Source organism: Aquimarina ulvae (assembly GCF_053613295.3).
In genome coordinates, this window is record NZ_JBSIBP030000002.1 from 388,712 (window position 1) to 407,463 (window position 18,752).

Here is an 18,752-nt window from a genome sequence, read left to right on the forward strand (position 1 = left end):
ATCATAGTAAGTTAGACATAAGGCAAAGCATAGACACAAGTAAAGCCATCAAACTCTAAAAAAGTTATATCGTAATGGCTAATATTATCTTCATGATGGATACTTCCCGTAGTAAATGGTATTGTAAAATCAAATGCTGAAATATGAATATGCTGTTCAAAACTTAATCCGGCAGTTCCGTATAGTTTATATAAAGATTCTTTGCCTCCCCAAATTACGGTTAGCATACGGATCTTATCCTGTTCTTGCTGATCCACATATTCTTGTTCTGATGCTACAAATTTATGGGCAATCCTAAGAATCTTATCACGTTGCTTTTCAATATCAATACCAACCAGTTTATCACTTACGATAATCCCTGCGTACTCATAAGAATGGGTAATGGAGATGTGTTTTCCATCTTTTAAGTGCGGTTTACCAAAGTCATCATAATACAAATCGTGATCGGTATACCCAAAAATGGCTAATAAATGCCGTACACTCATAAACCCTCTTTTATGTAAATCAGATTTCATACCATCTACTCTTTTACGGCAATGATCTGTTAATTTAATTCTTTCAGACAGCGCTTCAAAAGACTCTTCTATCTTCCAAATCAATATATTAGTACTTTCATCTACTGTTATAGTTTTGTAAAGAGGCATACGAATTATTAAAGTTATTATGTACCTTTGCAAACTGAAATTCAAGGCATCAGTGGCTTGATTTTCCGAAGACGAATTTAGAATAATTTAGTGCGAAATACTAGAATTATTGCACTTCATAAACATAAAACATATACTATGAGTACCAAAACAGTACCTTATGTTCCTTACAAGGTTAAAGACATTTCATTGGCTGCCTGGGGAAGAAAAGAAATTGAACTAGCTGAAGCTGAAATGCCAGGTCTTATGTCTCTTAGAGAAGAGTATAAAGATGAGCAACCTCTAAAAGGCGCTCGCATTGCAGGTTGTCTCCATATGACTATTCAGACCGCAGTATTGATAGAAACACTACAAGCTCTTGGTGCCGAAGTTACTTGGAGTTCCTGTAATATTTTCTCTACACAAGATCAAGCAGCAGCAGCAATTGCTGAAGCGGGAATACCGGTATATGCTTGGAAAGGAATGAATGAAGAAGAGTTTGATTGGTGTATCGAGCAAACCTTGTTCTTCGGAGAAGACCGTAAACCACTTAATATGATCCTTGATGATGGTGGGGATTTAACCAATATGGTATTGGATAGATACCCAGAATTGACTGAAGGAATCAAAGGTTTATCAGAAGAAACTACAACGGGTGTTCACCGCTTATATGAGCGTGTAAAAAAGGGAACTTTACCAATGCCCGCTATCAACATCAACGATTCTGTTACTAAATCTAAATTTGACAACAAATACGGCTGTAAAGAAAGTGCTGTAGACGCTATCAGAAGAGCAACTGATATTATGTTAGCAGGAAAACGAGTAGTCGTTTGTGGTTATGGAGATGTTGGTAAGGGTACTGCTGCTTCTTTTAAAGGAGCTGGGAGTATCGTTACAGTAACCGAAATAGACCCTATTTGTGCATTACAAGCTGCTATGGATGGTTTTGAGGTAAAGAAATTAGAAACCGTAATCGGAAATGCTGATATCGTAATTACTACCACAGGAAATAAAGACATCGTTCAAGGGCCTCATTTTGAAGCACTAAAAGATAAAGCTATCGTGTGTAATATTGGGCATTTTGATAACGAAATCGACATGGCATGGTTAAATAAAAATCATGGACACACGAAGGATACTATCAAGCCACAGGTTGACAAATATAATGTAAATGGAAATGATGTGATCATTCTTGCCGAAGGTCGTTTAGTAAACCTTGGTTGTGCAACAGGTCATCCAAGTTTTGTGATGAGTAATTCCTTTACAAACCAAACATTAGCTCAGATCGAACTTTGGAAAAATAGCAATCAATACGATAATGAAGTATATATGTTGCCAAAACATTTAGACGAAAAAGTGGCAAAACTTCACTTAGAAAAGATCGGAGTTGAATTAACAGAATTGCGTAATGAGCAAGCTGAGTACATAGGAGTAACTGTCGAAGGTCCATATAAACCTGAACATTATAGATACTAAAATTCAGATTATAATTCCTGCACTTAAACTTAATTTTAAGTTTTTAGCAGGAATATGTTATAAAAAACTCCTTGTCTAGAACAAGGAGTTTTTTTATTAGCTTAAACTATGAATAAGTTTACAACCCCAATCTACCTAAGTTATAGAGATAAAAGTCCTTTTGTTCATTCATTGCCACAAAAAGACCTTTTGTAAAAGTAGCACCCAAGGGAATTGTTACTACATCGCATCCATCTGTTGCTGTAGTTCCTAGATTTATCGCTTTAATATAACTATTATCTTTTCTAGAAAACACATTAAACTGTCCCTTTTGCTGGTCAGACACAATTAAAAAACCCTCACCATTTTCTTTAGAAGCAATCGCAATACCTTCAATATCTTTTTTAAAAAATTCACCTCCAAATAAAGCCAATTCTTCATTTCCCATCTCAGTATCTGCATAATATTTTCTAATACCTACACCTTCATCAGAATAATATACAAATCCAAGCTCATCGTCTACCGCTATCGCTTCTATCTCCTTTTGCTGACTAAACTTTCCAAATTTCCTAACTAACTTAGCGTGTACTCCCAAACTATCACTTACCAATTGATATTGGTATAGATAACCATTATCTGGTCCTGATTTCCTACTTACGATTGCAGTAACACTATGATTATTCGGGTTTTTATACAAACCTATTCCCATAGGTCTTCTTAACTCTAGATTTTTTTCATCTTCAAAAACAGGAAAACCACCACCATCAAGTGGTTTCATATCTGGAACCGAAAACAAGCGGATTTGATTTTTTTCTCTTTCAGTAAAAACAATAATATCTGTTGTAGTAGCGTCATGTAACCGAAATCCATATTCCAAATCGATATTATTTGGGTATTTTATATCTCTGATCACTTTTTCTGGAATTACTTTCCCATCTAAATTAAAAGCATAAATAGCCCCATTAGTATCTTTATCGGTTCCAAAAATTATACTTTTCGAAGGATCAGTTGGATGAACCCATATAGCAGGATCATCAGTATCATGTAACACTTTTTCTGTAATCAAATCTGGTTTGATTAACGGTTCTTTTTTATCGCACGAAATAATAAGTGAAGTACTCACTAAAAGAATTAGTCTATAAATTTTCATAAAATAAAGTATCAGTATTATTTCTTAAAAAGATCATATTTCAAACCAAAAGTAAGGCGCCTTTCGTAATACTCTGCCTGCATTGTTCGTTGTGATATTCCCTGATAGAAACGTAATGGTTGATTGGTAATATTATTTAAATCCGCATAAACACTTAAATTCTTCGTAATTGCATAACTTACATTGAAATCCAGAAAAAACTGTTTGTCATAATATCTATCTTCAAAAGAATTTCCACCTATCTCATCTATATATGCATCAGAAAAATTAGCAGATAATCGTAAACTTAACTTATTATTGTTATATCCTAAAGATCCGTTGAACATATTTGGTGACGTATTCGGAAGGTCGAGATCTGACCTTTCTTCTCCATCTTCATTTCGGATTCCATCTGCATTAGAAGTAAGAAATGTGTAATTAAGATATACACTAAAATTCTTAGCAAAGCCAGGTAAAAAATCTAGTTGGCGCTGAATAGATAACTCTGCTCCAAAAATAGAAGCATTTTCTCCGTTAAGCGGCTGAAAAATATCAAATCCCTCTGTCCCTGTACCAAATCGATCATCCTCGGTTTCTCCTCTAAACGTATAAATAAAATTATCTATTTTTTTGTAAAACAGACCTCCGGATAATATTCCAACAGATTTAAAATAATGTTCGGCCATTACATCAAAATTCATAGAAGTAGTTGGGTCAAGATCAGGGTTACCTGTAACAATCTCTTCATCCCCAAACAACACATCAAGAGACGGTACTAAATCCACATAATTTGGCCTTGCCAATGTATTGGTCCAAGCAAATCTAAAAACGGTTTGCGAATTAAGATCATATTTCAAATGTATTCCTGGTAACACGTTTATATAAGATTGTTCTTCTGTTACTTCACCAACCCTATTCTCTTCATCTTCAATTTGATTTCCAGTAGCATTAATTTTGGTATGCTCTAATCTAACACCTGCCAAAACGCTAAACTTTTCCGAAAGCTTTTGATTAGCCATAAGATATCCTGCCAACACATCTTCTTCTACATCATAATTAGCTCTTAAAAACTCATCAGGAACTGATTCTCCATCTACAAGACTAAGACTTCCTAACCATCTTTCATCTGCATATAATCCAGCTTGGTATTGACTTCCAGCAAGAAAATCAGGATCACTATAATTACGCGTAGGAACATCTGCCAACGTAGGAAAACCTCCTTCTAAATCAAAATCAAAAAAGTCATTATCTCTTAATTTACTTTTCAATCTACTTCGTATTCCAAACTTTATAGTTCCATTACCATTACCAAAAAAATCAGAGGGTAATTCTGCATTTACAAAGAAGTTAATATCTTGCTCTTCTGTATATTGATTTTCTTCGGTAATCTCCCCGAATTCAAAAGCGGATACATCATTGGCGTCGCCACTATTAACAGGTGTATATATCGGGAATTCTGGATCAGAATTGTCATTAATTATACTATATTCTGATTGATATTCCGCATATCTTTCATTAAGTCTTTCCTCTGATGCTTTGGCAAACGATGCCATCCAATCTATCTTAACATTTCCAAACAAATGATCTCCACCCAAACTATAATTCTGCATGCGTTGATCTTCTAACCTTCGATTTTTGCTCCTATTATTATCGATTCCACCTTTCGTTTGTCGTGCTACTTCGACAGGAAAACGAGTAAGATTTCCATTTACCACCTCAAAATCGCCTGCTTCGATATCCTCTGCATCTAACATTTGATGCTCTAAACGAAATCTATTTTCTCTATCATCACGCCAGTTATAAATTGTTTTCAAATACATCGAATTGTTATTATCAAATTCGTAATCAAAATTCGCTGCAAAACTTCTTCTAATTCTCTGAACAAGATATGTTCTTATCTGAAATTCATTTGTATATGGATTTACAGAAACCTCATCCAATATTGGTTCACCATCGGCATCATCAACACCAGTATAAAACTCAAACGCATCTGTCCATTGCGCCTCGATATTATCAGACCCAAAATCATTATCGTTAATTGATGCTGATAACATCCATCCAAACTTTTTGTTTTTAGATCGATCTCCAACTAAAAAGGAACCATTTAATATTCTTTTATCTGTAATGAAATTAATTCCTGAACCCAAAGTAGCAGAAAGTCTAAACCCTTGTGGAGCTGTTCTAGTTACCAGATTTACGGATCCTCCCAAAGCATCTGCTTCCATATCGGGAGTTACTGCCTTATTAACCTCTATGGTTTGAATCATATCCGACGGTATTAAATCCATCTGTACATTTCTATTATCACCTTCTGCAGAAGGGATTCTACTTCCATTTAATGTTACCGAATTTAACTGAGGCGATAGACCTCTTACAATAATATTTCGTGCCTCTCCCTGATCTACTTGCATCGTTATTCCAGGAATACGCTTTACCGCATCTCCGATATTAGCATCAGGAAATTTTCCTATTTGATCAGTTGATACCACATTAGTGATATTAATATTGTTCTTCTGCATATTTAAAGCTCTTGCCTGCCCGCTATTTCCATAACCTGAAATAGTAACATCATCTAATAGAACACCTTCTGTTTTTAATGATAAAGAGACAAACGTAGTTCGAGAAGAAGATACATTTACTTTTTGTTCTAAATCAGCATATCCTAGGTATTTCACTAAGATCGTATAACTACCTTCCTCGATATTAACCAGTGTAAACTTTCCATCAAAATCAGAAATGATTGCTTTATTTATCGAATTAATTATAATAGAAGCTCCTGGCATAGAGATTCCGTTCTCATCAGTAATAATTCCTTTAACAGAACCCTTTTGGGCTTGTACAAACTGTGTGCTCAAAGAGAAAATAAGCGTTACAGATACTAATTTTAGTAATTTGATTGGTGTCATTTGTTAGTGTTTTAAAATCACTATAAAACTACTGCAACGCAATGTTTTACTTTAAAAACATAAAGCAACAAAGGATAAACAATTTCTTTGATCGTGATAAACAACAAGGCAACAATTAAGATTTATTTACATTACAATAACATAAACTAAATGAATAGATCATTTTTCTATTTATGCTACAAAGCGATCATAAAATTTACCAACTCTTCTTTCTGATTGATAGGTAATTTTTTTCGTAATCGATAACGAGCTACTCTTACACTGTCTGGAGTAACTCTAAGAATGGAAGCAATTTCTTTTGAAGATAAATTGAGTCGTAATAACATCCCTAAACGTAACTCTGCAGGTGATAGTTTGTCTTCTGACAACTGGGATAATCTCTTAATAAAATCTGGATGAATCTCTTTAAAAAAATTATGGAACTCATCCCATTCTTTTTCTTGTTTTAAATTAAAATCAATCTCTTTTACTATACGTTTTATATTAGTATTTACATCTATCCCTTTTCTATCAGTTATATTGGATAAGGTAGAAGACAAATCAGATAGGATTTTATTTTTTTGAGACAGATGAAGACTATATCTGGATAAGGTAGATGTTTTTAAGTGAATTTCTTTTTGTAAGTTTTTTTCTTCAAACTCCTTTTTCTCTAATTCTGCTTTTAAAGTTCTTTGTTCAAACTCTCGAATTTTCAAGCTCTCTTTCCCTTTCTTTCTATAATAAATATATAAAACTCCTACAATTAACATAATTGCAGCTAAACTAACTAATAACAGGTTTTGATTAGCACGACTAATTTCTTTTTGCTGTAATAACGCACCTATTTGAGCTTCTTTTTGTTTGGTTTCATAAATTACCTGAAGTGTATTCAGTTGATTAATATTTTCAGACAAAATAAGCTCTTCATTAACTTTTTCACTTTTAGAAAGATGATCAAAAGCCTTTTTAAAATCTCCCATAAGGTTATACGTTTTAGAAAGATCCTTGTGAGCGCTTTTAATTTGATATTTATCCTGAAAATACAGCGCCCATTGATGCGCTTTATTGGTATATTCGATAGCTTTGCTATAATTTCCAGTTTTTCTACATATATCCCCTAGATTATTAAAAACACTGATTTTTCCAGCTTTGTCCATTTTTTCAAAGTACTCGTTTGACTTTTTAAAATATTCATAAGCTACATCATACTGTTCTAAATCTTCATATATACTACCTAAGTTCTCATTTACAACAGCAACACCCTCTATATTCTTAAGTTCCGAGTATATTTTAAGGCTCTCTTTTTGATATTGCAAAGCACTAAGGTAATCGCCTTCTTTTTCAAAACAAGATCCTAGTAATCTTTTAGCAATAGCTACTCCTTTTTTATATCCGAACTTAGAAGATGTTAATTGGCTCTGATTGAAATACTGCTTAGCTTTAGGAAAACTCTTTGTAGAGAGATATATCTTACCTATCTCATTTTTGATAAGAACAAAAAGAGCGTCTTTCTCTTCAATTAAAACTAAAGCTTTATTATATTGTTCTAAAGCCTCATCATATACCCTTGCGTTTTGATAAAAGCCTCCTAAAAAAAAATACTTCTCAGCAATACTAATAGGTGATCCATCTTTCTGTGCAGTCCTTAACTCTACTCTTAAAATCTGCAATGCATCATCAATCTGCTTCTTATCCTTTTCTAAACTATTATCAACCTGTGCATCAACTTTACAAAAAGAAATAATTAAGAATATACATATAGGCAACCATAACAATTTTTGTCTCATAAAAATCTATTACAAAACTCTTACTAAAAAGTAAAAATCTCATAAATCTAGTGATATACCTATTATAGAATGTTACTTAGATATTATTTTTATGTTACACCTTAATCTTTATTTCTTCTTCCTAAAAATATAACTCATCCATACCGGATCATTTTCTTCGGATACCACAGATTGGCGATCAACAAACTCCCAATTGGCAGTATTCATATAATTTAATAAATCTGAAGTCCCTTCCAGATCCTCTAATTGTTTAATTGTTATACGTTTCCCTTCTAATGATTTTTGTTCCTGAACTTTAATTCTTTTGACACGTCCACTATTATTAGCTTTCTGTATTACAATAACTTCTAGAAAATCATACTTAGGAATATCCTGTGAAGTAACCGTAGTTGTAATTAATAGGAAAATTAGGCAACCTATAATTCTCGTAATCATTGCTTTCATAATGAAATTATTTTAGTAAATATAATGAAACAAAAAAAGCTCTTTTCAAGTAAACTTGAAAAGAGCTTTTGTATATGTCACAAAGGAAAAAGATCCTTATGCTTCAAAAGGAACTATAGAAACATAAGATTTATTATCTTTTTTCTTAGTAAATTTTACCACACCATCAATTTTGGCATGTAGTGTGTGGTCTTTACCAGCGTAAACATTCTCACCGGGTTTGTGCGCTGTACCTCTTTGTCTTACAATGATGTTACCAGCGATGGCAGCTTGTCCTCCAAAAATCTTAACACCTAAACGCTTCGATTCTGATTCCCTACCATTCTTAGAACTACCAACTCCTTTTTTATGAGCCATTTTCTTAAGGTTTTATATCGTTAATAATAACGTGATTACTTTGCAATCCCGCCGTCTAATTTATCCTGTAATTCTTTAAGTTCTTCCCACTTACCATCTGCTGCTAATCCAGCTTGTTGTGGCCAAGTATCCGTTACCAAATGTGCTAGTCTAGAACTTGCGTCTGTTAATATCTCACTCAACTTTTCAGGTTTAGCTTTTGATACTTTTGCAAATGTATCAACACCGGCAGCAACTAATGCTTCCATAGCTTTTGGTCCAACCCCTTCAATCTTTTTAAGATCATCTGCTTTGGCTGTTTTCTTAGAAGCAGCTTTCTTTGGCGCTTCAGCCTTTTTAGCAGGAGCAGCCTTAGCTTTTGTCTCTACTTTCTTCTCTGCTTTTGGCGCAGCTTTTTTAGTTTCCTTTTTAGGAGCATCTTTATCTGCCTTAGCTTTAGCCGGGGTAGATTTCTTAGCTCCAGAGGCAACTATACTTTCGATTATGATTTCAGTTAGAGATTGACGGTGACCATTTTTTACACGGTATCCTTTACGTCTCTTTTTCTTGAAAACAATAACTTTATCACCTCTTAAGTGTCTTGTGATTTTTGCTCCTACTTGAGCTCCATCTATAGCCGGGGCGCCTAAAGTAATATTATCTCCATTTGCAGTAAGAAGAACTTTATCAAAAGAAACTTTGTCTCCTTCTTCTCCTGCTAAACGATGAACAAAAACTTTTTGGTCTTTCGCAACTTTAAATTGCTGCCCTGCTATCTCTACAATTGCGTACATAGCGTAACGTTTAATTAATTTTATTTATAAAGAACATTGCTTATTCTAAAATAAGCGGTTGCAAATATACTCCTAATTAATTAAAAGACAAATATTTTACGCCTTTATGGGCTGCGAATTATGTTTTTTTTTAGTGTTCCAGCTATCTTTAAATAATTGCATAAAAGATAACGTCAAAACAAAGGTAGTTGCAAATCCCATTATTGCAGCTACAAACACTACTAAGCCAACACCTACGTGATAGTGAGAACTCCAATTAGCAAGCATTTCTGGCAAAAAGTCAGTATTAATGTTTGTAACATATATAGCAAAAAAAATGGTAAAGATAAGAGTGGCATTAAATCCGGTAAACAATCCTGCCATAAAACCTTTTTGATATTCAAAAGCACTCGCTTTTTCAAGTTTATAATCTTTCATAGCCTTATATAGTCCCAACGCTACAATGATTCCATTACCTAAACTAAAAATAGGATTTGTCTGTACCCCAATTAATGATAGCAGTAAAAAATACACAATTAGTCCAATTGCAATTAATACACCATATTTTACGGGGATAGTTGATTTTTTCATAGTTCTTTTGTTTGGATTTAACAGGAATTTATGGATTATTAGCGGGTTTTAGGCTTAAAAAACTGTTAATTTATTGTAATTGAATAACTTAAAACATTTTAATTCTTTTATTGAAAATTGCAGCAAAATGCGATCTTTGTACATGAATTTGACAAACAAAACTATTACTAATGAAAAATAAACTTTTTACAATCGCCTGTGGACTCTTTATAACAGTTTCTACCAGTGCACAAGAAGTAGAATTTACAGAATATGATCTGGAAAATGGTCTTCATGTAATTCTACATCAAGAAAATAAAGCTCCTGTAGTAACTGTAGGAGTTATGTATCACGTAGGAGCAAAAGATGAGGAGCCAGGAAGAACTGGTTTTGCTCACTTTTTTGAACACCTTTTATTTGAAGGGACGAAAAACATTGAAAGAGGAAAATGGTTTGATATTGTTTCCGCGAATGGCGGAAGAAATAATGCAAACACCACTCAGGATCGAACCTATTATTATGAAACGTTACCTTCTAATAATGTAGAACTCGCATTATGGATGGAATCAGAGCGTATGCTACACCCTGTCATCAATAAAATTGGCGTAGATACACAGAACGAAGTTGTTAAAGAAGAAAAAAGACAACGTATCGACAATGCGCCATATGGTAAAATTATTTACAGAACGGGCATCAATAAGTATCTCTTCAAAAAACATCCTTATGGCCAATCTGTGATTGGAAGTATGGCAGACCTCGATGCTGCACAACTAGACGAGTTCAAAGCTTTCAATAAAAAGTTTTACAATCCTAATAACGCTACTTTAGTGGTGGCAGGAGACATTACTATTGAAGACGTAAAAAAAATGATTTCTGATTATTTTGGCCCAATTAAAAATAATAGGGAGAAAATTACCAGAACGCTTATTAAGGAGGCTCCAATCACGACAGAAATTAAAGCCACAGAGACAGATCCCAACATACAAATTCCGGCAAAAGTTCTTGTATACAGAACTCCTAAACAAACAGAAAAAGACGCATATGTTCTAAACTTTATTTCTAGTATCCTTACAGGAGGAAATAGTTCCAGAATGCAAAAAAATATGGTTGAGGACAAGAAAATGGCTTTGCAGGTAATAGCATTTACAGACGCTCAGGAAGATTATGGAACCTATATTATGGGGGCATTACCTCTAGGAAATGTAGGTTTAGATAAATTGCTGGTAGAAATGGATGCGGAAATCGAAAAATTACAGAATGAGCTGATTACCGAAAGAGAATTTCAAAAACTTCAGAATCAATTTGAAAATCAATTTGTGAATTCCAACTCAAGTATTGAAGGTATTGCCAATTCATTAGCTAGATACCATATGCTGTATGATGACACCAGTCTGATCAATAAAGAAATTGAAATCTACAGATCGATTACTCGTGAAGATATTCAAAATGTTGCCAAAAAATATCTGAACAAAAACCAACGTCTTAATCTTGACTATTTACCAGCGTCAAGCAAATAATATAAAAGAATAATACAATGAAAAAAAATATAACCTTACTATTAGCATTTTTACTCGTAGCTATCAGTGCACAGGCACAAATAGATCGATCAAAAATGCCAAAATCCGGACCCACTCCTGTGATTAATCTCGGAGAACCATATACTTTTAAAATGGGTAACGGACTTACCGTGCTTGTTGTAGAAAATAAAAAGCTACCAAGAATCACTGTTAGTCTATCTTTAGATAACCCACCAAATGCTGAAGGAGACAAAGCTGGAATAGAAGGAGTCGTATCTCAAATCATGGGAAAAGGAACAAAAAATATCAGTAAAGATGAGTTTAACGAAGAAGTTGATTTTCTGGGAGCTTTTATAAATGTAGGAGTATCCGGCGGATTTGCCCAGTCATTATCAAAATACTCGGATCGTATTATCGAACTTTTCGCAAAAGCTTCTCTAAACCCAAACTTTACACAAGAAGAACTAGATCTGGAAAAGAAAAAACTTATAGAGAGTATCAAATCTGGAGAAAATAGTGCAGAAGCTGTAGCCAATAGAGTAAGAAGTGTTCTTGCTTACGGAAAAAACCATCCCGCTGGTGAATATGTTACTGAAGAAACAGTAAATAATATTACACTTGCAGATGTGGAAACATATTACAGAAACAACTTTGTGCCTGCAAATGCTTATATGGTAATTAGTGGAGATATCACCAACGAAAAGGCAAAAGCCCTGGTAGAGAAAAATTTTATTTCCTGGACAGCAGGAAAAGCTCCTTCTTTCGGTATTCCTGAAGTGAAAGACGCTCAATACAGACAAATCAACTTTATTGACATGCCGAATGCTGTACAAACAGAAATGGCAGTGATGAATATATCTGACCTAAAAATGGCAGATGAAGATCATCACGCAGCATTAGTAGCTAATTATATTCTTGGAGGGTCTTTTGGTAGTTATATTAACATGAATCTAAGAGAAGAACATGGGTATACTTACGGAGGAAGATCTACACTACCAAGAAATAAAAACTTCAAAACGGCGTTTAGAGCCACTGCAAAAGTAAGAAATATGGTGACCGACAGTGCTGTAGTAGAAACACTGAAAGAAATCAAAAGAATTAGAACTGAAGAAGTTGACGATGAAATGCTAAAAAATGCAAAAGCAAAATTTTTAGGCGACTTTATTTTGGCTTCAGAAAATGAAAGAACTGTTGCAGCCAGAAGTATTGATATTTTAACACAAAATCTTCCAAAAGATTTCTACAAAACTTTTATCGCCAAAATTAATGCCGTTAGTAAAACTGATATTAAAAGAGTGGCTAACAAATATTTCAATCTAGACAAAGCTAGAATTGTATTAGTTGGAAAAGGAAGTGATGTTTTGGAAAATGTTGAAAAAATCAGTTTTGAAGGGAAGGAAATTCCAGTTTTATATTTTGACAAATATGGAAATAAAACAGAAAAACCAGATTACAATGCAGCTACCCCAGAAGGAGTAACTGCTCAATCAGTTTTAGACACTTATTTTAAAGCAATTGGTGGCAAGGACAAATTAGAGGCTGTTTCTTCTACTTTTACCACTGCAGAAGCTTCTATGGGCGGTGCTACACTTCAGATGGTTACAAAAGTTACTTCAAAAAACCAATCCCTTACAAACATCTTATTCGGAGGTAATTCTGTAAATAAAAATGTATTTGATGGTGCCCAAGGATACGTAGTTGTTCAAGGCCAAAAGGTAACATATACCGAGGCACAAATTGCCGATGCTAAAAGAGAAACACACCCATTCTCCGGACTTAAAAACAAAGATGCTAAACTGGAAGGAATCGAACCATATGATGGAGGTAAAGCTTATAAACTTGCAATGAGTGAAAAAAGAACTTCCTTCTTCGATACTGAAACAGGATTAAAGGTAAAGGATATTGTTATACAAGAACAAGGAGGTCAAAAAATACCTTCTACTATAAGTTATAGCAACTATAAAGAGGTAAACGGAATCAAGTTCCCTCATACCATATCGATCGCTGCTGGTCCTCAGAAGTTTGATTTCAATGTTTCTGAAATCAAAATAAATGAAGGAGTAAGTGATGAAGATTTTAAATAAAATTGCTCACAAATAGATCCCATAAAGGTCCGTTCTTTTGATCGGACCTTTATTTTTTTCGGTTTGCAATATAAACTCCCAGAATTATAATTCCGGCAGCAACAACCTGATAAAACGAAAACTCTTCGCCATCCAGTAAACCCCACATTAAAGCTACTATTGGAATTGTATAGGTAACAGAAGTAGCAAAAACAGGACTGCTGATTTGCACCAATTTATTAAACAATATTTTGGCAATCCCTGTTCCGACTATGGCTAGAATTGAAATATATAATAGACTGGTGTGCATCTCTGGGTTTGCAATCACTTTTTTATCAAAAAAATCGGCATAATATAAAACAATGAGTGCAGGGATTACAAGAACTACAAAATTACCATTAGCAATTGCCATAGGAGAAATTTGTTGCATATATCGCTTTATGATATTTACATTTGTCGCGTAACAAACCGAAGCGCAGAGAACCAAATAAGCATAGGAGTAATTTTGAGTGGGATTGACCGAGGCACCTTCCCATATCAACGCTAAACAACCGATTAATCCCACAATAACACCCAGTAATTGGTTTTTACTAAATCGAATCGAAAAAAGTAGTGTTCCTAATATCAAGGTAACGAGTGGAGTAGTAGAATTTAGAACAGAAGCTATTCCGCTATCAATTTCGGTTTCTGCAAAAGCAAACAAAAACGCTGGAATAAAAGTGCCCAAAAAACCAGAAATAATGATCCACTTCCATTCTTTTTTCTTGATAGTTCGCATACTTCTGAAACCGATCAGAAACAAAAAAGCAGCTGCAAATAATGTTCTTAAAGCTCCCAATTGCATTGGTGTGAGCCCTATTAATGATTTTTTAATCAGAATAAATGAACTACCCCAAACAAGGGATAACACAGCCAAATAGATCCATTTTAGTTTGGTGTCCTGCATTGGTTTCTTAAATAAGCTGCAAAAATCACTAAAATTATCATAGCAGCTAAGAAGTATACAGAAAAATTAACGAACGTTTAGCGTTATTCTTTCCACTGAATCGTTTCCATAAAATGTATAATATCGTTTCGTAAATATTTTGCCGCAGGAAGGATAGAATCATAGTTTGGTTTCACCTTAAAGTATACAGAACCTGACACAAAATGATGGATACTATCCGTTACATAAAACTGGCAGGAAGAGGCTGCATTTCCACTCACTTCATATATCCTGCCGTATACCTTTTTCTCTGGATAGATAAAATCCTTTGGCTGAATCGCATCGGCTTTTATAAAATGCTCCTGAGTAAGGTTTTGTGCATCCCGCAATAAAGAATCTAAGTTGTTACGGACATCATAGTAAGAAATGTATATGGTTGCATTTAACTTTGGGTAATTTATGTTATACCAACATTTCTTTTTGTTTTTCGCTTTCTCAAAATTGGCAATATCGTTTTTTTCAAAAGTATACGCACAATCCAGTGCTGCCTTTTCATATTTTGGTGTTGGATAAGCCAACCTTAGCATCCCTTTAGGTTTAGGCAATGTCTCTCCTCCACACGAAAATAACATACATAAAACAGTTAGTCCGAAAAAAAGATTACTCAGTATATGCTTCATTAATAGTCAATTTTACTCTTTTAATACGCTTATCATCCAAAGATTCTACCGTAAAAGAGTATTGTTCTAGTGTAATGATATCTCCTTTTACCGGAAAACTTCCGGATATTTCTAACAATAAGCCTGCAATGGTTTCTGCATCGCCTTTTTTACTTTCAAAAACAGTATTGTCTTCTAATTTGATAACCTTGTAAAAGTCCTTCAACGAAGTTCTTCCTTCAAAAACATAATTATTATCATCTAGCTTAGAAAACACCAAATCTTCATCATCAAATTCATCACTAATGTCACCAACGATCTCCTCTATAATATCTTCTAAAGAAATTAACCCACTCGTACCGCCATATTCATCCACTACGATTGCTAGGTGATTTTTTTTGTCTTTAAAATCATTCAATAAATCGTCCAACTTCTTATTTTCAGGAACAAAATATGGCTCTCGAACCAGGTGTACCCAATCAAATTCTTTATGATTTATATACGGTAACAAATCTTTTACGTAGAGTATACCTATTACTTTATCTATACTTTCTTCGAATACGGGGATACGTGAATATCCATTTTCAATAATTTCAGGAAGTACCTCAGTGTATTTCAGATCCCGATTGAGTGCAAAAATATCAATTCTTGGCTTCATTACCTGTTTTGTATCTGTATTTCCAAAAGAAACAATACCCTCTAATATCTTTTTCTCTTCAGAAGTGGTATCGTGATCTGATGTCAACTCTAAAGCCTGAGATAATTGGTCTACACTGATATTTGATTTTTGTTTCCCCAGCTTATTATGGATACTAATGGTTATACTTCGCATAGGCAGACTAATGGGAGAAATAATCCAATCGAGCACATTCAAAGGTCTTGCCATAAAATTGGCGAATTTTGCCTTATTGCGACTGGCATATATTTTAGGTAAGATCTCTCCAAAAAGTAAAATAAGAAATGCCACCAAACCTACTTCGGTGACAAACCTAATATTTAACCACTCCAAACCTGGTACAACGATATCATCCAGCCCTTTAAAATAGATTTCTCCCAATGTATCAAAAATCAGCACGATAGCAATATTGATAAAGTTATTAGCCACTAATATTGTAGCTAATAATTTTTTTGGTCGACTTAGTAATTTCGCAATTATCTTTTGATTTATGGTCGGATCCTCACCATCTGCTTTTAGGTCTGATGGAGTAAGTGAGAACAAAGAGACTTCACTGCCGGATATCAGAGCAGAACAAACCAATAATAGAATAAGAACAAACAAATTAAATGCCTGCAACGGATTAAAAGCAAATAAAATAAATAACGGTTCAGGATCAGGGTCCAAATTACATCTGTTTAGTTAAACATATTAAAACGGAAGATCATCGTTTTCCATTTCTGCAGGTGCAGATGAAACTGTCTGAGGGTTATCAACCGTTGGCTTGTTTGCTACTGGTTGTTTATCCGCAGCAGTCTCAGCTTGCTGGCCTTCAGTTTTTGGAGTCAAAAAGGTAAAATCAGTACACTGTATCTCGGTACTATATCGGTCTTTTCCTTGTTCGTCTTGCCATTTTCTGGTTTTAAGACGACCTTCGATATATATTTTATCTCCTTTTTTTAGGTATTTTTCGCAGATTTCGGCCGCTTTATTACGCACCACGATATTATGCCATTCTGTAGATGTTACTCTTTCTCCAGTAGTTTTATTGACATAAGAATCATTAGTTGCCAGCGGAAATCTTCCAATACAGTTTCCTCCTTCAAAATAATGCATCTTTACTTCATCACCCGTATGGCCAATAAGCATTACTTTATTCAACGTTCCAGACATATTCTTTCATATTTCTAGTAAATGTAATAAAAAAGCATCATACCTAAAAAAAGCTATCTATAAAATTACCTAATAATACAGGAACCGGATATTCGTGGATTTTATCAATGGCTACCAAGCTTGATTCTTGGTTAATTTTAGGTACTTCTTCTGTTCTGACAATATAAAATCTGGTGTATAAATGTTGGTGAGATAGCTTATGGATTTTAAACGCTTCGTCTTGCAATGTGATATCATAGTTTACACCTTTTAATAAGCGCTTAAAAATAGCATGCTCCTTAATATTGGTAAGTCCTATTTCTTTTTCGCTTTCTATTAATGGAAACTCATACAAATTCTGCCAGATTCCTTTACCCATTCTTTGTTTGATAATAGTTTGTTGATCGTTTACACAAAATATCAAATAGTTGAAATATCGTTTTTTTATTCTCGTTTTTTTAAGCTTTACTGGCAAGGAACTCACAGTGCCCTTTTTTAAAGACTCGCAGCTATCGTTTAGTGGACATACGATACAATACGGATTTTGTGGTTTACACTGTAGTGCTCCAAATTCCATGATCGCCTGATTAAAAGTAGCAGGTTGTTCTGGATCGATCATCTCCCTAGCTATTTTCTTAAACTCTTTAACTCCCTGTGTACTATTAATAGGAGTGGCTATGTTAAAATATCTTGCTAACACACGATACACATTACCATCCACTACAGGAACCACTTCGTTATAACATATTGAAGCAATCGCACTTGCCGTATAATCACCAACACCTTTTAGCTTCAAAAGTTCCTTATATGTAGTAGGAAAAATACCATTGAGATCATTAGCAATGTGCTTTGCTGTGGCAAGCAGGTTTCTAGCTCTGGAATAATAACCCAACCCTTGCCATAATTTTAGTACTTCTTCTTCCTTTGCCTTAGCTAGATCAAAAACAGTCGGATACTGATCAATAAATGACAAATAATAAGGTAACCCTTGTGCAACTCTAGTCTGCTGAAGTATAACTTCGCTTAACCAGATGTGGTATGGATTGGTTGTTTCTCTCCATGGCATCGATCTTTTGTTTTGTAAGTACCACGTAATGAGTTTTTTATAAAAAATCATAATAAAATCATAAGTTTTGTAATATTAAACCTTTAAAACATGATAATTTCATCTTAAGTATTGATATTTTGGATTTTAAATTGCTATATTTGCCCCCTTGAAAATTTAAAAACCCCTAAATAGGTAATATAATGACTAAAGCAGATATTGTAGCAAAAATTTCAGAAAAACTAGGAATTGAAAAAGGAGATGTTCAGGCAACTGTTGAAACCTTTATGGAAGAAGTAAAAAGTTCTTTAGAGAGCGGAGATAACGTATACCTAAGAGGTTTTGGTAGTTTTATCATCAAAACTAGAGCTGAAAAAACTGGCCGTAACATTTCTAAAAACACTACAATCAAAATACCTGCACATAATATCCCAGCATTTAAGCCGGCAAAAGTATTTGTGGAAGGTGTAAAAACCAACGTAGAAGTTAAGTAATTAATAATCAATAAATAGATCACACTATGCCAAGTGGTAAAAAACGTAAAAGACACAAGGTAGCTACGCATAAGCGTAAAAAGAGAAGAAGAGCTAATCGCCACAAGAAAAAGTAGTTTTCTAACTACTTTTTCTATTTAAGAATGTTCTTTGAAATCGAAATAGAGTATCTTATATCCCTACCTTTATAAGACTTTGTTTCAACGGAATTATCAAAATTCCTGTGAAAAAAATTTGTTT

General features: G+C 34.0%; 17 protein-coding genes. 4 read left to right on the forward strand and 13 right to left on the reverse strand.

The genetic code is table 11. The features are described from left to right. Positions 1 to 11: 11 nt before the first annotated feature. Positions 12 to 644, reverse strand: a complete 633-nt coding sequence (locus ACWGOQ_RS05325; RefSeq protein WP_452056163.1) for a 4'-phosphopantetheinyl transferase family protein — start codon at positions 642 to 644, stop codon at positions 12 to 14. A 138-nt stretch (positions 645 to 782) separates the two neighbouring features. Between ACWGOQ_RS05325 and ahcY the strand changes: the two genes are divergently transcribed. Then, positions 783 to 2,099: an adenosylhomocysteinase gene (gene ahcY / locus ACWGOQ_RS05330; RefSeq protein WP_452056162.1), complete on the forward strand. Its 1,317-nt coding sequence runs from the start codon at positions 783 to 785 to the stop codon at positions 2,097 to 2,099. A gap of 118 nt (positions 2,100 to 2,217) precedes the next feature. Here ahcY and ACWGOQ_RS05335 read toward each other — a convergent pair whose 3' ends face one another. From ACWGOQ_RS05335 to ACWGOQ_RS05365, 7 genes are all read right to left on the reverse strand, one after another. After that, positions 2,218 to 3,228 carry a phytase gene (locus ACWGOQ_RS05335; protein ID WP_452056161.1) on the reverse strand — a complete coding sequence of 337 codons (1,011 nt, stop codon included), beginning with the start codon at positions 3,226 to 3,228 and terminating at the stop codon, positions 2,218 to 2,220. Between the two features lie 17 nt (positions 3,229 to 3,245). After that, positions 3,246 to 6,113: a TonB-dependent receptor gene (locus ACWGOQ_RS05340; RefSeq protein ID WP_452056160.1), complete on the reverse strand. Its 2,868-nt coding sequence runs from the start codon at positions 6,111 to 6,113 to the stop codon at positions 3,246 to 3,248. 176 nt (positions 6,114 to 6,289) lie between these two features. Continuing rightward, on the reverse strand, positions 6,290 to 7,879 hold the full coding sequence (locus ACWGOQ_RS05345; RefSeq protein ID WP_452056159.1) for a tetratricopeptide repeat protein: 1,590 nt from the start codon (positions 7,877 to 7,879) through the stop codon (positions 6,290 to 6,292). Between the two features lie 108 nt (positions 7,880 to 7,987). Continuing rightward, a complete protein-coding gene (locus ACWGOQ_RS05350; protein ID WP_452056158.1) occupies positions 7,988 to 8,323 on the reverse strand; it encodes a hypothetical protein in 336 nt (111 codons plus the stop codon). A 96-nt stretch (positions 8,324 to 8,419) separates the two neighbouring features. Then, positions 8,420 to 8,680, reverse strand: a complete 261-nt coding sequence (gene rpmA, locus ACWGOQ_RS05355) for a 50S ribosomal protein L27 (protein WP_452056157.1) — start codon at positions 8,678 to 8,680, stop codon at positions 8,420 to 8,422. 35 nt (positions 8,681 to 8,715) lie between these two features. Beyond that, positions 8,716 to 9,453 (reverse strand): 50S ribosomal protein L21, encoded by a 738-nt coding sequence (gene rplU, locus ACWGOQ_RS05360; protein ID WP_452056156.1) that lies wholly within the window; start codon positions 9,451 to 9,453, stop codon positions 8,716 to 8,718. A 96-nt stretch (positions 9,454 to 9,549) separates the two neighbouring features. Next, positions 9,550 to 10,023, reverse strand: coding sequence for a DUF4199 domain-containing protein (locus ACWGOQ_RS05365; protein WP_452056155.1), 474 nt, complete (start codon positions 10,021 to 10,023; stop codon positions 9,550 to 9,552). A 170-nt stretch (positions 10,024 to 10,193) separates the two neighbouring features. Here ACWGOQ_RS05365 and ACWGOQ_RS05370 point away from each other — a divergent pair, with 170 nt between their 5' ends. Beyond that, positions 10,194 to 11,519 (forward strand): M16 family metallopeptidase, encoded by a 1,326-nt coding sequence (locus tag ACWGOQ_RS05370; protein WP_452056154.1) that lies wholly within the window; start codon positions 10,194 to 10,196, stop codon positions 11,517 to 11,519. Positions 11,520 to 11,536: 17 nt separating this feature from the next. Then, entirely contained in the window at positions 11,537 to 13,603 is a 2,067-nt protein-coding gene (locus tag ACWGOQ_RS05375; protein WP_452056153.1) for a M16 family metallopeptidase, read from the forward strand. Positions 13,604 to 13,652: 49 nt separating this feature from the next. On the opposite strand, the gene ACWGOQ_RS05380 is transcribed toward ACWGOQ_RS05375, so the two are convergent. From ACWGOQ_RS05380 to mutY, 5 genes are all read right to left on the reverse strand, one after another. Then, complete coding sequence (locus ACWGOQ_RS05380) at positions 13,653 to 14,528, reverse strand: DMT family transporter (RefSeq protein WP_452056152.1); 876 nt, start codon at positions 14,526 to 14,528, stop codon at positions 13,653 to 13,655. 83 nt (positions 14,529 to 14,611) lie between these two features. After that, positions 14,612 to 15,187, reverse strand: a complete 576-nt coding sequence (gldD, locus tag ACWGOQ_RS05385) for a gliding motility lipoprotein GldD (RefSeq protein WP_452056151.1) — start codon at positions 15,185 to 15,187, stop codon at positions 14,612 to 14,614. Beyond that, positions 15,168 to 16,508, reverse strand: coding sequence for a gliding motility-associated protein GldE (locus tag ACWGOQ_RS05390; protein WP_452056150.1), 1,341 nt, complete (start codon positions 16,506 to 16,508; stop codon positions 15,168 to 15,170). The genes gldD and ACWGOQ_RS05390 overlap by 20 nt, the downstream gene beginning before the upstream one ends. Before the next feature lie 24 nt (positions 16,509 to 16,532). Then, positions 16,533 to 16,994 carry a single-stranded DNA-binding protein gene (locus tag ACWGOQ_RS05395; protein WP_452056149.1) on the reverse strand — a complete coding sequence of 154 codons (462 nt, stop codon included), beginning with the start codon at positions 16,992 to 16,994 and terminating at the stop codon, positions 16,533 to 16,535. Positions 16,995 to 17,037: 43 nt separating this feature from the next. Continuing rightward, positions 17,038 to 18,090 carry an A/G-specific adenine glycosylase gene (mutY, locus tag ACWGOQ_RS05400; protein ID WP_452056148.1) on the reverse strand — a complete coding sequence of 351 codons (1,053 nt, stop codon included), beginning with the start codon at positions 18,088 to 18,090 and terminating at the stop codon, positions 17,038 to 17,040. Between the two features lie 131 nt (positions 18,091 to 18,221). Between mutY and ACWGOQ_RS05405 the strand changes: the two genes are divergently transcribed. Then, positions 18,222 to 18,512, forward strand: a complete 291-nt coding sequence (locus ACWGOQ_RS05405; protein ID WP_024768281.1) for an HU family DNA-binding protein — start codon at positions 18,222 to 18,224, stop codon at positions 18,510 to 18,512. Positions 18,513 to 18,752 lie beyond the last annotated feature (240 nt).

What these genes read in the sequence shown, in the direction of transcription:
- ACWGOQ_RS05325 (WP_452056163.1), bottom strand. Translation starts at nt 644, where the DNA reads ATGCCTCTTTACAAAACTATAACAGTAGATGAAAGTACTAATATATTG.
- ahcY (WP_452056162.1), top strand. Translation starts at nt 783, where the DNA reads ATGAGTACCAAAACAGTACCTTATGTTCCTTACAAGGTTAAAGACATT.
- ACWGOQ_RS05335 (WP_452056161.1), bottom strand. Translation starts at nt 3,228, where the DNA reads ATGAAAATTTATAGACTAATTCTTTTAGTGAGTACTTCACTTATTATT.
- ACWGOQ_RS05340 (WP_452056160.1), bottom strand. Translation starts at nt 6,113, where the DNA reads ATGACACCAATCAAATTACTAAAATTAGTATCTGTAACGCTTATTTTC.
- ACWGOQ_RS05345 (WP_452056159.1), bottom strand. Translation starts at nt 7,879, where the DNA reads ATGAGACAAAAATTGTTATGGTTGCCTATATGTATATTCTTAATTATT.
- ACWGOQ_RS05350 (WP_452056158.1), bottom strand. Translation starts at nt 8,323, where the DNA reads ATGAAAGCAATGATTACGAGAATTATAGGTTGCCTAATTTTCCTATTA.
- rpmA (WP_452056157.1), bottom strand. Translation starts at nt 8,680, where the DNA reads ATGGCTCATAAAAAAGGAGTTGGTAGTTCTAAGAATGGTAGGGAATCA.
- rplU (WP_452056156.1), bottom strand. Translation starts at nt 9,453, where the DNA reads ATGTACGCAATTGTAGAGATAGCAGGGCAGCAATTTAAAGTTGCGAAA.
- ACWGOQ_RS05365 (WP_452056155.1), bottom strand. Translation starts at nt 10,023, where the DNA reads ATGAAAAAATCAACTATCCCCGTAAAATATGGTGTATTAATTGCAATT.
- ACWGOQ_RS05370 (WP_452056154.1), top strand. Translation starts at nt 10,194, where the DNA reads ATGAAAAATAAACTTTTTACAATCGCCTGTGGACTCTTTATAACAGTT.
- ACWGOQ_RS05375 (WP_452056153.1), top strand. Translation starts at nt 11,537, where the DNA reads ATGAAAAAAAATATAACCTTACTATTAGCATTTTTACTCGTAGCTATC.
- ACWGOQ_RS05380 (WP_452056152.1), bottom strand. Translation starts at nt 14,528, where the DNA reads ATGCAGGACACCAAACTAAAATGGATCTATTTGGCTGTGTTATCCCTT.
- gldD (WP_452056151.1), bottom strand. Translation starts at nt 15,187, where the DNA reads ATGAAGCATATACTGAGTAATCTTTTTTTCGGACTAACTGTTTTATGT.
- ACWGOQ_RS05395 (WP_452056149.1), bottom strand. Translation starts at nt 16,994, where the DNA reads ATGTCTGGAACGTTGAATAAAGTAATGCTTATTGGCCATACGGGTGAT.
- mutY (WP_452056148.1), bottom strand. Translation starts at nt 18,090, where the DNA reads ATGATTTTTTATAAAAAACTCATTACGTGGTACTTACAAAACAAAAGA.
- ACWGOQ_RS05405 (WP_024768281.1), top strand. Translation starts at nt 18,222, where the DNA reads ATGACTAAAGCAGATATTGTAGCAAAAATTTCAGAAAAACTAGGAATT.